The organism is Salinimicrobium sp. 3283s (genome assembly GCF_039602225.1).
Lineage (GTDB): Bacteria > Bacteroidota > Bacteroidia > Flavobacteriales > Flavobacteriaceae > Salinimicrobium > Salinimicrobium profundisediminis.
In genome coordinates this window covers 486,640-500,891 of the sequence record NZ_CP143631.1, presented here as the reverse complement: position 1 = coordinate 500,891, position 14,252 = coordinate 486,640, and the positions used below count along the sequence as shown (strand labels likewise).

The 14,252-nt window shown below is 41.8% G+C and carries 13 protein-coding genes; 12 read left to right on the top strand and 1 reads right to left on the bottom strand.

The genetic code is table 11. From position 1 onward, the window contains the following. Positions 1–154 precede the first annotated feature (154 nt). The 12 genes from VS868_RS02240 (at position 155) to VS868_RS02185 (ending at position 12,967) form a co-directional block, all read left to right on the top strand. A complete protein-coding gene (locus tag VS868_RS02240) occupies positions 155–979 on the top strand; it encodes a rhamnogalacturonan acetylesterase (protein ID WP_345599045.1) in 825 nt (274 codons plus the stop codon). 178 nt (positions 980–1,157) lie between these two features. Beyond that, on the top strand, positions 1,158–1,994 hold the full coding sequence (gene kduI / locus VS868_RS02235; RefSeq protein WP_345599044.1) for a 5-dehydro-4-deoxy-D-glucuronate isomerase: 837 nt from the start codon (positions 1,158–1,160) through the stop codon (positions 1,992–1,994). Between the two features lies 1 nt (position 1,995). Then, complete coding sequence (locus VS868_RS02230) at positions 1,996–2,757, top strand: SDR family NAD(P)-dependent oxidoreductase (protein ID WP_345599043.1); 762 nt, start codon at positions 1,996–1,998, stop codon at positions 2,755–2,757. Between the two features lie 28 nt (positions 2,758–2,785). After that, positions 2,786–4,189, top strand: a complete 1,404-nt coding sequence (gene uxaC, locus VS868_RS02225) for a glucuronate isomerase (protein ID WP_345599042.1) — start codon at positions 2,786–2,788, stop codon at positions 4,187–4,189. A gap of 63 nt (positions 4,190–4,252) precedes the next feature. Next, positions 4,253–5,293: a sugar kinase gene (locus VS868_RS02220; protein WP_266069505.1), complete on the top strand. Its 1,041-nt coding sequence runs from the start codon at positions 4,253–4,255 to the stop codon at positions 5,291–5,293. An 11-nt stretch (positions 5,294–5,304) separates the two neighbouring features. After that, positions 5,305–5,973 carry a bifunctional 4-hydroxy-2-oxoglutarate aldolase/2-dehydro-3-deoxy-phosphogluconate aldolase gene (locus tag VS868_RS02215; RefSeq protein WP_266069506.1) on the top strand — a complete coding sequence of 223 codons (669 nt, stop codon included), beginning with the start codon at positions 5,305–5,307 and terminating at the stop codon, positions 5,971–5,973. Positions 5,974–6,027: 54 nt separating this feature from the next. After that, the gene (locus VS868_RS02210; protein ID WP_266069507.1) at positions 6,028–7,053 is read left to right on the top strand and encodes a sugar kinase; all 1,026 of its coding nucleotides are present in this window, start codon (positions 6,028–6,030) and stop codon (positions 7,051–7,053) included. Positions 7,054–7,114: 61 nt separating this feature from the next. Further along, positions 7,115–8,107: a TRAP transporter substrate-binding protein gene (locus tag VS868_RS02205; RefSeq protein ID WP_266069508.1), complete on the top strand. Its 993-nt coding sequence runs from the start codon at positions 7,115–7,117 to the stop codon at positions 8,105–8,107. 3 nt (positions 8,108–8,110) lie between these two features. Continuing rightward, a complete protein-coding gene (locus VS868_RS02200; RefSeq protein ID WP_266069509.1) occupies positions 8,111–8,578 on the top strand; it encodes a TRAP transporter small permease in 468 nt (155 codons plus the stop codon). After that, positions 8,578–9,864 carry a TRAP transporter large permease gene (locus VS868_RS02195; protein ID WP_345599811.1) on the top strand — a complete coding sequence of 429 codons (1,287 nt, stop codon included), beginning with the start codon at positions 8,578–8,580 and terminating at the stop codon, positions 9,862–9,864. Before VS868_RS02200 ends, VS868_RS02195 begins: the two co-directional genes overlap by 1 nt. Positions 9,865–9,888: 24 nt before the next feature. After that, positions 9,889–11,346 (top strand): tagaturonate reductase, encoded by a 1,458-nt coding sequence (locus VS868_RS02190; RefSeq protein WP_345599041.1) that lies wholly within the window; start codon positions 9,889–9,891, stop codon positions 11,344–11,346. Between the two features lie 4 nt (positions 11,347–11,350). After that, entirely contained in the window at positions 11,351–12,967 is a 1,617-nt protein-coding gene (locus VS868_RS02185) for an altronate dehydratase family protein (RefSeq protein WP_345599040.1), read from the top strand. Between the two features lie 26 nt (positions 12,968–12,993). Here the strand turns inward: VS868_RS02185 and VS868_RS02180 are convergent, their stop codons facing one another. Then, entirely contained in the window at positions 12,994–14,040 is a 1,047-nt protein-coding gene (locus VS868_RS02180) for a LacI family DNA-binding transcriptional regulator (RefSeq protein ID WP_345599039.1), read from the bottom strand. Positions 14,041–14,252: the final 212 nt, after the last annotated feature.

Genomic DNA, 14,252 nt, shown 5'->3' with positions numbered 1-14,252 from the left:
TGTATTTCAGAAAAAATAATGCAACGATTGGTGTCCCTGATAAACCTCTTAAAAATGGCATTTTTGAGAGGTATGATTTCAGTTAGGGGCAACCAAGATCCGGAAGCAAAAATAATTTCCGGAAATTTCGGCAACCGTTCAATAATTAGATAGAATGATCATAAAACCTTATTATTTAATACTCTTACTGCTTTTTCTGCTGCCCGGCGAACAGGAAGAGATGGTGAAAATTTACCTTATCGGCGACTCCACAATGGCCGATTATAGCAACAACTATGACCCGGGTAAAGATTATATGAAAACCAGATATCCTCTTACGGGCTGGGGACAGGTGTTTCAGGAAAAAATGACTCCTGAGCACTTGCAGGATTTAAATCACATCCTAAAAACAGATACTGTAGTGGTTGATGACCGTGCTCGTGGAGGTCGCAGTACCCGTACATTCTTTGAAGAAGGCAGATGGCCTTCGGTTTATGAGGATCTTAAAAAGGGGGATTTAGTGTTGATGCAATTCGGGCACAATGATGCCGCTGAAAATAAGCCGGAGCGTTACGTAACTGTTGAAGGGTATAAGGAGTACCTGCGCCTGTTTGTTCACCAGACCCGTCAAAAAGGGGGAATTCCGGTAATTCTTACTCCGGTAAACCGCAATTACCCGTGGGAAGACGGCAAGCTACAAAACGTACATGGAGCGTATTACACGGCTGCTGTTGAAGTGGCAGAAGAGCTCAAGGTCTATCTTATCGATCTCACTCAAAGGTCTATGGATCATTTTACTGAAAAAGGTAAAGATTACGTCACGGCTAAATATTTTATGAACTTTGGTCCAGGCTTATACGAAGCTTATCCTGAAGGCAGCAGTGACAATACGCATTTTCAACCCGAAGGAGCCAGGGCAGTGGCACAGTTGGTCTACGAGGGGATGGTAGACCTTCAGAAACAAAAGCAAATAAAAGAGTCTCAAAAATGTCATTTTTGAGAGGAAATATTTTTATTCCGTTCTGTAGGATTTTAACGATTGGAAAAACCTTTTCGCCGAAAAAATTCTATATTTGTGTAATCGATTGCATAAATGCAAAAGCCGCAGCAGCCGGGGCTGGAACTTTTGCTTACAGTTCCCGAACATAAAACGAAGTTGAACAGCAAAAAAAATCGAAATGACTAATTCAGAATTACGTTACGCACATCATCCAAATGATGTAAAAAAATATACTACCCAGGAACTACGGGAGCATTTTTTGATCCCAGACCTCTTCAATAATGACGAGATCAATCTTACTTATTCTATGTACGATAGATTTATTGTAGGAGGAGCTTATCCTGTAAATAAAGACCTGAAGCTTGAAACTATTGACGATCTTAAATCTGAAAACTTTTTAGATCGAAGAGAACTGGGAGTGATCAATGTAGGTGGAGCCGGAATTGTTGAGGTAGACGGAAAAGAATATCAGCTGGCACACAAAGAAGCGCTTTACGTTGGTAAGGGTGTCAAAAATGTCATTTTTAAGAAGTCTTCCGGGGAACAACCCATTTTTTATTTAAACTCTGCTCCTGCACACAAAGAATATCCTACTAAAAAAGTTGGAAAAGAAGATGCTGAAGTTGTTCATCTTGGAGATGAGAAATATGCCAACAAAAGGATCCTGAATAAGCTTATCGTGAACAGCATAGTTGAAACCTGTCAGCTCCAAATGGGAATGACCGAGCTTGTAGAAGGAAATGTTTGGAACACCATGCCTCCCCATACCCATGAACGCCGAATGGAAGCCTATTTCTACTTCGATCTGGAAGAAGGGCAAACTATCAGTCACTTCATGGGTCAGCCCGATGAAACCCGCCACATTTTTATGAAGAACCACCAGGCAGTTTTGTCTCCCGAATGGTCTATTCACGCCGGCGCGGGAACTTCGAATTATACTTTTATCTGGGGAATGGCAGGAGAGAACCTTGACTATGGAGATATGGATAAAGTTGATCCCGATAACCTGAAGTAATATGAAATTATTTGATCTAACAGGAAAAACAGCATTAGTTACTGGTTGTAACCGCGGAATTGGCTTTGCAATGGCCCAGGGTCTTGCAGAAGCAGGAGCAGACATTATTGGAGTTTCTACCAGTTTAAAGGCAGAAGGTTCAGAAATAGAAACAGCAGTTAAGGCTGCCGGGAGAAAATTCTCTGCCTACCAATGTGATTTTTCAGATAGGAAAAGCCTTTACGCTTTCATAGAAAAAGTAAAAGCAGAAAATACTACCATAGACATTCTGGTGAATAACGCCGGAACAATCATGAGGAAACCTGCCGCCGAGCATCCCGATGAATATTGGGATAAGGTGATCGAGGTGAATCAAAATTCTCAGTTCATTCTAACCCGGGAGATCGGGAAAGAAATGATCCAGAGAGGAAGTGGGAAAATTATATTTACAGCCTCCCTTCTCACTTTCCAGGGGGGGATCACGGTTCCGGGTTACGCAGCTTCAAAGGGAGCCGTTGGGCAACTCGTAAAAGCCTTTTCAAATGAATGGGCTTCAAAAGGAGTACAGATCAATGCTATTGCTCCGGGTTATATTGCTACAGATAATACGGCAGCTTTACGCGAGGATGAAGACAGAAGTACTTCGATTCTCGCCAGGATCCCTGCAGGAAGATGGGGTGAACCCGAAGATTTTAAAGGACCTGTTGTTTTCCTTGCATCAAAAGCAAGTGATTACATGAATGGCTCAGTAGTTTTGGTAGATGGCGGCTGGATGGGGCGCTAACGCCATAATTTTGAATAAACAGTTAAAGATGAAATCCAAAAAATTTATATCAGACGATTTTTTGCTCTACAGCGAGCAGGCAAAAGATCTTTATAACAACTACGCGAAAGAACAGCCTATCATAGATTATCATAATCACCTTTCACCAAAGGAGATTGCCGAAGACAGGCAGTTCGATAATATCACACAGGTTTGGATTGCAGGTGATCACTACAAGTGGCGTGCAATGCGAACCCTGGGCGTGGATGAAAAGTATATTACAGGAGATGCATCAGATAAGGAGAAATTCATGGCCTGGGCCAAAACTGTTCCCCATACTTTGCGTAACCCTCTTTACCATTGGACGCATCTTGAGCTTCAGAGATACTTCGGAATTGATGAGCTTTTAAACGAAGATTCCGCAGAAAGAATCTATGAGGAGGTGAACAAAAAACTTCAGCAACCGGAATATTCCTGTCGTGGCCTTCTGAAGAAAATGGGAGTGGAGGCGCTTTGTACTACCGAAGACCCCCTTGATACTCTCGATTACCACCGGCAGTTAGCCGATAGTGATTTTGGAATAAAAGTAAGTACCGCATTCCGTCCCGATAAAGCCGTTCTAATAGAATCTCCTTCTTTTAACGATTATGTTGATCAATTGGGAAATGTGGCAGAAACTTCGATTAAATCTTACCAGGATCTAAAGAATGTTTTGAGAAAAAGAATTGAATTTTTCCACGAAAATGGCTGCAGGTTGTGTGACCACGGGCTCAATTCTATTTCCTTTGAAGAATTCACAGATGCTGAAATAGCGTCTATCTTCTCAAAAAAGCTAAATGGGGAAGAGATTTCAGAATTAGAAGCCGATAAATATAAGACGTCGATTCTTCTGTTTTTGGGAGAAACTTACCATGAGCTAGGCTGGGTTCAGCAATTTCACCTGGGAGCCCTTAGAAATAATAACAAACGTATGCTTGAGAAGCTGGGGCCAGATACAGGTTGGGATTCTATAGGAGATTACTCCCAGGCCGAGAAGATCTCTCAATTCCTCAACCATCTTGATGGGAAGGATAAACTTACAAAGACAATTTTATACAACCTGAATCCCGCTGATAATGCTGTTTTTGCCAGTATGATAGGCAATTTCAACGATGGGAGTATAAAAGGGAAGGTGCAGTTTGGTTCTGGCTGGTGGTTTCTTGATCAAAAACAAGGGATTATAGATCAATTAGATGCGCTTTCAAATATGGGGCTAGTGAGCGTGTTTATTGGGATGTTAACAGATTCCAGAAGCTTTCTTTCTTTCCCCCGCCACGAGTATTTTCGAAGAGTTTTATGTAACTTGTTCGGTGAAGAAATGGCGAAAGGGGAGTTGCCCAATGATATGGAATTAGTGGGACAAACCATAGCTAATATCAGTTATAAAAACGCAAAAGAATATTTTAATTTTTAAAGCAGCTGCCCTTGTTGCACACAGGATCTACAGCTGGAATATGGATTTAATCAATAGAGTTTTATGAAAAAAGTAGTGACTTTTGGTGAAATAATGTTACGTCTTGCCCCGCAGGAACATTTGCGGTTTTCGCAGGCAAATAATTTTGATGTAGTTTACGGAGGTGGAGAATCAAATGTGGCGGTATCGCTGGCCAATTATGGCGTGCCTGTAGATTTCGTGACCCGTTTACCTAAAAATGATATTGGCGAATGTGCGCTTATGGAAATGCGCAAAAGAAATGTAGGTACAGATAAGATCATTTTTGGAGGCGATCGTCTCGGAATTTATTTTCTTGAAACCGGCGCGGTAAGCCGTGGGAGTAAAGTAGTTTATGACCGCGCTCATTCGGCCATGTCCCAAATTGAAAAAGGGATGGTCGACTGGGATGAGGTTTTTGACGGCGCAGGTTGGTTCCACTGGACCGGAATTACCCCAGCTATTTCCCAGGGAGCAGCCGATGCCTGCCTTGAAGCGGTAAAAGCTGCAAGCGCCAAAGGGATCACTATTTCTACAGATCTTAACTACAGAGCAAAACTTTGGAAATATGGAGTTGAGCCGGAAGCGATCATGACCGAGCTAACTTCTTACTGCGATATTATCCTCGGAAATGAAGAAGATGCTGAAAAACACTTCGGAATTAAGCCTGAAGGTCTTGATATCACCACCCAGGGAGAGCATGTAAAAGCTGAAGCTTTCCTTTCTGTTTGTCAGCAAATGATGGAGAAATTTCCCAATGCCAAAAAGGTGATCACTACTTTAAGAGGATCCCTTTCTGCTTCTCATAACACATGGGCCGGAGTTCTTTATGATGGAGAAACCATGTTTAAATCTCCCGAATATAACATCACCCATATTGTAGATCGGGTAGGAGGAGGAGATTCCTTTATGGCCGGATTGATCTATGGATTATTAACGTATCCAGAAGATGATCAAAATGCATTGAACTTTGCTGTGGCTGCATCGGCATTAAAACATACCATTAAAGGTGATGCGAACCTGGTGACTATAGATGAAGTTAAGAAATTAATGGGCGGTGACGCTTCCGGTCGTGTAGCCCGATAAATTTTAAAAATATGGCTCAATATTCAAGAATAGAAGTAGCGTCAGTAATGAAAGACCAGGGAATGGTTCCCTTATTTTTTCATTCTGATGTAGAACTTGGAAAAAAAATACTAAAAGCCTGTTACGACGGAGGGGGTCGTCTGATGGAATTTACCAGTCGCGGAGATTTTGCTTTTGAAGTATTTGGAGAACTTAATAAATACGCAATTAAAGAACTTCCCGGAATGATCATGGGTGTAGGTTCGGTGACCGATGCTGCTGCGGCATCACTTTACATGCAATTGGGAGCGAACTTTATTGTGACTCCTGTTTTACGGGAGGATATCGCAGTGGTTTGTAACCGCCGCAAAGTGCTTTGGTCTCCAGGCTGCGGCTCTCTTACCGAAATTACCCGTGCAGAAGAACTCGGTTGTGAAATCGTAAAGCTGTTTCCGGGAGGAACCTATGGGCCTACTTTTGTAAAAGGAATCAAAGGTCCTCAACCATGGACAAGTATTATGCCTACTGGCGGGGTTTCACCAACAGAAGAAAACCTTAAAGGCTGGTTTGATGCAGGAGTGACCTGCGTAGGGATGGGGTCAAAACTTATCTCAAAAGAGCTTATTGCCAATAAGGATTATGACGCTCTTAAAAAGACTGTTCAGGAAACCCTTGACCTTATCAAGAGACTTAAAAAATAAATTTGAAACAAAAAGCTACAGGTAATTCTATCTGTAGCTTTTTACTAATTGCCCATGCACGAAAAAGCTTCAGGAACAAAAAAGATTGTCACCTTTGGTGAGGTTTTAATGCGTTTATCACCATCAGATAACCGGAAGCTTTTACAGGCAACTCAGATGGATTTTTTCTTTGGTGGCACCGAAATGAATGTTGCAGCATCTCTTGCTCATATGGGCATAGAAGTTCAACATGTGACCAATATCTCAAACGATATAGTTGGGGAGGCGGCATTATCTACGCTTCGGAAATATGGCATTGGTATAGGCGCGGTTCAAAAGGTTAACTACCCTTTAGGTTTATACTTTCTTGAAGTTGGATCTGCCATGCGCTCCAGCCAGGTAGCCTATAATCGGGTGAATAGTTGCTTCGCTAATATTACCCCAGGTCAGGTAGATTGGGAAAAGGTGCTGGAGAATTGCCAGTTCATGCACTGGAGCGGGATTTCACCGGGTGTTTCAGAAGGAGCATATCAAACATTAAAATCGGGGCTGGAAGTGGCGCTCCGCAAAGGTGTCATAGTTACAGCAGATCCTGCCTACAGGAGTAATCTCTGGAAATATGGCAGGAGCAGTCATGAGGTCCTGAAAGAATTGATTTCCCTTTCCACAATTTTCATAGGAGGTGTTAACGAGATCAATGAAATCCTGAAAACCGATTTTTCTACAGATGAAAAAGGTTTTATGGCAGCCAGTCGTGCTTTAATAGCCGAGTTTCCCAAAATTCAGAAAATTTTTGACAAAGTTCGAACCAGCGTGAATGCTTCGTGGCAAAAAATTTATGGGAGAGCATGGAATGGAGAAGAATTTCTTACTACGAATGAACTGGAAATAACAAACGTAGTAGATAGAATAGGTACAGGCGATGCTTTTGCGGCTGGAGTGTTATACGGGTTACAACATTTTGATGACAAGCAAGCCCTCGACTATGCCAATGCAGCCTGTGCTTTAAAACATACCCATGTTGGCGATGTGAACCTGGTAAGTGTTGAGGAAGTGCTGGAGGTGGCAAACGGAAAAACCGATGGAAGAATAAAGAGATAACACTTTCATCAACCGGCACAAAAGAGTCACCAAAAGCCGGTTAATTATTATTAATAAAAAAATGAATATCCTTAGAACTAAAAATATAAATCGTGTTGGTTTACTGCTAATTCTACTTTCATTGGGAATAGGTTGCGCAGAGCAAAACGAAGTAAAGGAAATAAAGCTGGGTCACGGTCTGGACACTTCTCATCCTGTTCATAAAGCCATGGTCTATATGTCCGAACGTCTTTATGAAAAGTCGGGAGGCACCATGAGCATAGATATATATCCAAACCAGCAATTGGGTTCAGAAAGAGAAACCCTGGAGCTTTTACAAATAGGAAGTCTTGGAATGACAAAGGTCTCTACCGGGGTTCTTGAAAATTTTGTTCCCAGCCTGCAGCTTTTTGGTCTTCCATTTCTGTTCCGGGACAGGGAGCATAGATTTGAAGTCCTGGAAGGGGAGATAGGAGAAGAGTTCCTTAACAAGAGCATAGATAAACGGCTAAAAGGACTTACTTTTTACGATGCAGGAAGCAGAAGTTTTTACAGTAAAACCCCTGTGGAAAAACCTGAAGATCTTAAAGGTTTAAAATTACGGGTAATGGAAAGCAATACAGCCATTAATATGGTAAAGAATTTAGGAGGTTCCCCAACCCCTATTGCCTGGGGAGAACTTTACACTGCTTTACAACAAGGGATCGTAGATGGAGCCGAAAACAATTTACCAAGTTTTTACCTTTCCCGCCATTATGAGGTGACAAAATTCTTTGTGGTAGACGAACACACTGCCCTTCCCGATGAACTTTTAATAAGTACCCTGGTGTGGAATGACCTTAACCCGCAACAGCAAAAATGGTTAAAAGAGGCAGCTATGGAATCTTCAGAATATCAAAAAACCATCTGGAGAGAAGCAGAATTAGAAGCCATGGAAGAGATTCAGAAAGCAGGAGTTAAGGTGATATATCCAGATAAAGAACTTTTCAGGGAAAAAGTGGAGCCCATGTATGAGGAATTTTCACAGGATCCTGAAATGAAAAAATTAATTGAAGAAATCCAGGCTATTGAGTAAGTTATGAGAAAAACTGTAGATAAAATCCTCGGAAATTTTTTGGTAGTACTTCTCATACTCATGGTGCTATCTGTATTATGGCAGATCTTTTCAAGATACCTCCTTAATTCTCCCAGTTCCTTTACCGAAGAACTTGCACGATATCTTTTCATTTGGATAGGAATTTTAGGAGCTGCATACGCTTCAGGACAACAAACTCATTTGTCGATAGATATTTTGCCGCCAAAGTTGAATCCGACCAACAGGATGAGACTTCGCATTTTTATCAATATTCTTATCATCCTCTTTAGTTTGACCGTGCTGGTCATTGGAGGTGGCAACCTGGTCTATGTCAACGATTTACTGGGGCAGTCTTCGGCAGCCCTGGGCGTCTCATTATCATGGGTCTACAGTGTAGTGCCCCTAAGTGGCTTACTGGTGATATATTATAAAATTCACGAAATCATTCATTCAAAAACATATTTAGTATGATGTCAGAGGTTTTAATACTGGTGCTATCCTTTGTGATTTTGCTGGCAATAGGGGTTCCTGTTGCCTGGTCAATCGGGATTTCATGTATACTTACAATTTTGGCATCTATAGATACGCTTGCTGCATTTACTACGGTTTCCCAGCGTATGGCCACGGGGCTGGACAGTTTCTCGCTGCTTGCAATTCCCCTGTTTATTTTGGCAGGACAAATAATGAATCAGGGAGGGATAGCCAACCGGCTCATTGCCTTTGCCAAAGCCCTTATGGGGGCGTTACCGGGTGGATTGATCTATGTGAATGTAGTTGCGGCAATGCTCTTTGGTGCTATTGCAGGATCTGCAGTGGCAGCTACTTCGGCAATGGGTGGAATCCTTGGTCCGGCTATGGAAAAGGAAGGATATTCTAAAGAATTTGGTGCGGCAGTGAACATTACTTCTTCAACTACAGGCCTGGTAATTCCTCCTTCAAATGTGCTTATCGTTTATTCGCTTGCAAGTGGTGGAGTGTCAATTGCCTCGCTCTTTTTGGCCGGGTATCTTCCCGGTATTCTCATGGGGTTGGCTCTTATGCTTGTTGCTGCGGTCTGGATCAAAAAGAAAAAGTATCCTGCAGGCGCACCTGCGAATTTAAAGAATATCGCAGTTACTTTTTTGCAGGCGCTACCCAGTTTATTACTGTTGGTTGTGGTGATTGGCGGAATTGTTTCAGGGATCTTTACTGCCACCGAGGCTTCAGGGATTGCAGTGCTGTATTGCCTTATCCTATCTTTTATAAACAGGGAATTAAAATTAAGTGATCTCCATAGTGTGTTTTTAAGCTCTGTGGGAACAACCGCTATTGTAATGTTGCTTATCGCCACCTCCATGAGTATGAGTTGGGTCATGTCTTATGAAAACATTCCGCAGGCTGTAAGTGATACTTTACTGGGCCTTAGTGACAATATCTTTGTAATCCTACTCATTATAAATTTACTGTTACTTTTTGTGGGGACATTCATGGATATGACTCCCGCAGTTTTAATTTTCACTCCCATCTTCCTGCCTGTGGTAACGGCGCTGGGTGTTGATCCTGTACATTTCGGAATTATGATGGTAATGAATTTATGCGTGGGGCTATGTACCCCGCCGGTAGGCTCGGTACTTTTTATTGGGGTTAGTGTGGCCAAATCGAGTATTCAAAAGGTTATAAAACCGCTCATGCCACTGTACGTCGCAATGTTCATCGTACTGTTGCTCGTGACTTTTGTGCCTGAAATCTCTTTGTGGTTACCGGAATTATTTGATTAGAAATTTAATGTTGAAAATGTTATTATGGAACGCTTAACGAGGAAAAATAGTGGGCTAACTGAAAATTTACCCATTAAAGTCATACAATTTGGTGAAGGGAATTTTTTGCGGGCATTCGTTGATTATCTTATTGATAAACTAAATAAAGAAGCAGGATTTGATGCTGGCGTTGCCGTGGTGCAGCCTATAAACGCCGGACTTGTGGAGATGCTGAATGAGCAGGACGGACTTTATAACCTGTTTATGAGAGGCGTCAAAGGCGGAAAGGAAATCCAGGAGAAAAGAACTATTAGTTGTATTCGAAAATCCCTCAATCCCTATGACGATTACTCGGCTTATTTGAATCTTGCTACTGAAAAGGAGCTGCAATTCCTCATTTCCAACACCACTGAAGCCGGCATTTCCTTTGACGGGAACGATAAATTTGAAAAAGTTCCTCATAATAGTTTTCCTGCAAAGGTTACCGCTTTACTTTGGAAGAGGTTTCAGCATTTTAAGGGGGATCCTGCCAAGGGATTAACTATAATTCCCTGTGAATTAATAAATCACAATGCAGACAATCTTAAAAAGATCATTTTAGACTACGTGGAACTTTGGGATCTTGGTAAAGATTTCCGCGGATGGATAGAGAATAGCAATAGCTTTCACAATACCCTTGTAGACCGAATTGTTCCCGGATATCCCAGAGCTGAAATTGAAGAATATCAAAATCAGCTTGAGTTTGAAGACAAACTAATCGTTACAGCTGAAGTTTTTCTGCTTTGGGTGATTGAAGGTGGCCGGGAACTTAAAGAAAAGATTCCGTTTCATAAAATTAACGAAAATGTTCTTATCGTAGATGATATACAACCTTACCGCACCCGAAAAGTAAGAATTCTCAATGGCGCTCATACTACTATGGTTCCTTTTGCAATTCTTAGCGGAAAGGAAACAGTCAAAGAAACGGTTGACGACGACTTCACCGGAAAGTTTGTCAAAAATGCCATTTTTGAAGAGATAAATCCTACACTTGATCTTGCTGAAGAAGAACTTGACTCCTTTGCTTCAGAAGTTTTGGACCGTTTCAGAAATCCTTTTATTAAGCATCAACTGGCCAGTATTGCCCTTAATTCAGTTTCAAAATTTAAAGTGAGGGTGCTGCCGAGTTTATTAGAATTTCAGAAGAGAAAATCTACCTTGCCCACCCGGCTTACTTTTGCATTTGCCTGCTTGATCAGGTTCTACAAAGGAGAGTGGAAGGGGGAAAAACTACCTGTGCAGGATGATGCTCAAATCATTGATTTCTTCAGCAAAATCTGGGAAAATTCAAACTTTGAATCAGTTGCAGGAGAGGTGCTTAAAAAAGAGGAATATTGGGGGCAGGAGCTCACTGCTGTCCCAGGTCTGAATGATCAGGTTGCAGTGGCACTCAAAGAACTGGAAGAAAAAGGTGTGGAAGAGGGCTTCAGGTCTTTCCGCGAAAAAACACAGCTCAAAAGTTAGAAAAATGAAGACGAAAATAATTAAAGTTCATCCCGAAGATAATGTGGCTGTAGCTCTTGCCGATTTATGGCAGGGCGAGGTTTTATCTATTGATGATATAGAAGTTGAAGTCTTTAATGATGTTGCAGCTAAACACAAAATTAGCCTTGTAGACCTGGATGAGGGTAACAAGATCTATATGTATGGGGTATTGGTGGGTAAGGCTACACAACCGGTAAAGAAAGGTGAAGTACTTACGGTAGACAATGTAAAACATCAGGCCGAGCAGGCACATAAGAAAACTGAAACTACCGGTTGGAATGCACCCGATGTTTCAAAGTGGAAGAACAGGACTTTTAATGGATATCACAGGCCCGACGGGCAGGTGGGAACAAAAAATGTATGGTTGTTCTTCCCGCTGGTCTTTTGTGAGAACAGGAATATAGAGCTTCTAAAAGAGGTTTTTGAGAAGGAACTTTCTTTCAGAAAACCTTCCAGGGAACAACTGCTCCTCCGGAAATTAATTCAGGGTGAGAATACCACCGAAAGCCTCCAAATAGAAGAAGAGGAAAGTGAAATTTTTGACAATATTGAAGTAAAATTTATTACTCACCAGGGAGGATGTGGCGGCATAAGGCAGGATTCTGCTTCGCTGGCGAGGCTGTTGGCCGGTTACGTGAACAATCCTAATGTTGCCGGAGCAACGGTGCTTAGTTTGGGCTGCCAAAACCTGCAGATAGATATCTTTAAAAAGGCACTTGAAAGGATCAATTTTGACAATAGAAAACCTGTGCTGCTTTTTGAACAGCAGCAGATGGGAACCGTAGATGAAATGATGAGTAAGATCATCAGCGATTCATATGCTGCTATTAAGGAAGCTAACAATATTACCAGGAAACCCGCTCCTCTTTCAAAACTGAAGTTAGGTTTGGAATGTGGCGGATCTGATGGTTTCTCTGGAATTTCAGCAAATCCGGCTTTGGGTTATGCTTCAGATCTTCTTTCGGCACTTGGTGGTTCGCCTATACTTTCAGAATTTCCAGAGTTATGTGGAATTGAGCAGGAATTGATCAACCGTTGTGTGAGCGACGATTTGGCTGAAAGATTCCTTGAGCTTACAAGGGCTTTTGAACAATCGGCTATAGATGCCGGGTCTGGCTTCGATATGAACCCTTCGCCGGGAAATATTAAAGACGGACTTATTACAGATGCCATGAAATCGGCCGGAGCCGCGAAAAAAGGAGGGACTTCTCCAATCCAGGATGTTCTGGATTATGGAGACTATGTTACCAAACCCGGTCTTAACCTGCTATGTACTCCCGGGAATGATGTGGAAAGTACCACAGCAATGGTGGGGGCAGGGGCTAATGTCGTGGTGTTTACAACAGGTCTGGGAACCCCAACGGGTAACCCTGTGGCACCGGTAGTAAAGGTTTCTTCTAATAGCACTCTTGCCCGCAGAATGCCAGATATTATTGATCTTGATGCCGGTGGTGTAATTAAGGCTGAAAAAACCATTGAACAAATGGGAGAGGAGATCCTCGGGTTCCTCATTAAAGTAGCCAATGGTGAAGAAACAACAAAAGCCGATGCGCTTAATCAGGACGATTTTATTCCGTGGAAGCGAGGGGTGTCTTTATAAGGCTCCCCTTTTTGCTATTTTGAAAATTACTGTACTTTGAGTTCTGCTAAATTTCTGTTAGATGATTTTCTAACGATTAATTCGGGAGAAAGCACCACCTTTTTTTCGATGCTTAGTTCCTGGTCGCTGTCTACCTGCTCCAGAAAAACCTGAGCTGCAATTTGTCCCATCCGCAAGGGAGTTTGATCTATAGAGCTCATGGGTAATTCCATGTATTGAGTAAATGGTTCATTACTAAAACCTGAAATACAGAAATCTTCAGGAATTCGTACGCCCTGCTTTTTAAGTTCCTGTACTGCTCCAAGGGCCGTATAATCACTTGCTGAAAAAACAGCGTCGGGTTTGTCCTTTAGTTCCCACATTTTACGGGCTGCAGCTGCGCCAGATTCTACGTTACTCAGTGTGGTGAAAATATAACGCGGATCGGGTTTGAGCCCGTGATTCTCTAGAGCACTTATATATCCGTCATGTCTGTTTTTGTAAATTTCCAGGTTAAGATCTCCCGAAAAATGAGCAATTCTTTTGCAGCCCTGTGAAATGAGATGTGCAGTAGACATATAACCCGCTTTAAAATCATCGATTACCACAGAACTAACTCCTGGAACATCAAGTTTCCGGTCAAAAAAGATCAGGGATTTCCCTTCTTGTAATACTTTCGTGAAATGGTCTATGTTGGTTGTGGATTTCGAAATAGACATGAAAATTCCGTCTACCTGGGTGTTTAAAAGGGTATTTATTTGTTCCATTTCTGTATCCATTTGCTCATGTGTCTGGCAAATAATTACATGGTATCCGTGAGGGCCCAATTCTTCTTCAATGCCTCTGATTATAGAAGAGAAAAAGTTCCGGTTAATATAAGGAACAATAACGCCCACATTCTTGCTTTTTCCGCTTTTAAGCGCCTGGGCAAGACGGTTTTGCTTATAGTTCATTTCTTTAGCAGTGGCAAAAACCAACTCACGTGTTTTACTGCTGATTTTCGGGTTGTTATTGAGAGCCCGTGACACCGTAGCAGCGCTGACATTCAATCTTTTTGAGATGTCATATATGGTAACCTTACCGTTATCTTTCATGGAAAAAGCTAAATGCAATAAATGCAACAAATTGCACTGCAAAGATATTAAAAATATTCTTGTAGGTTCTATTCATTTTTAACATTATGAGAATGATGAGCAGCAAACAGGCCGAATAATTTCCCTTTGGGAAAAAATCCTCTTAAGTTTTCAAACCAAAACCTTGGAAAAAACAGAAAAAAATGGCTATTTTAGTGCAATCGATTACATGT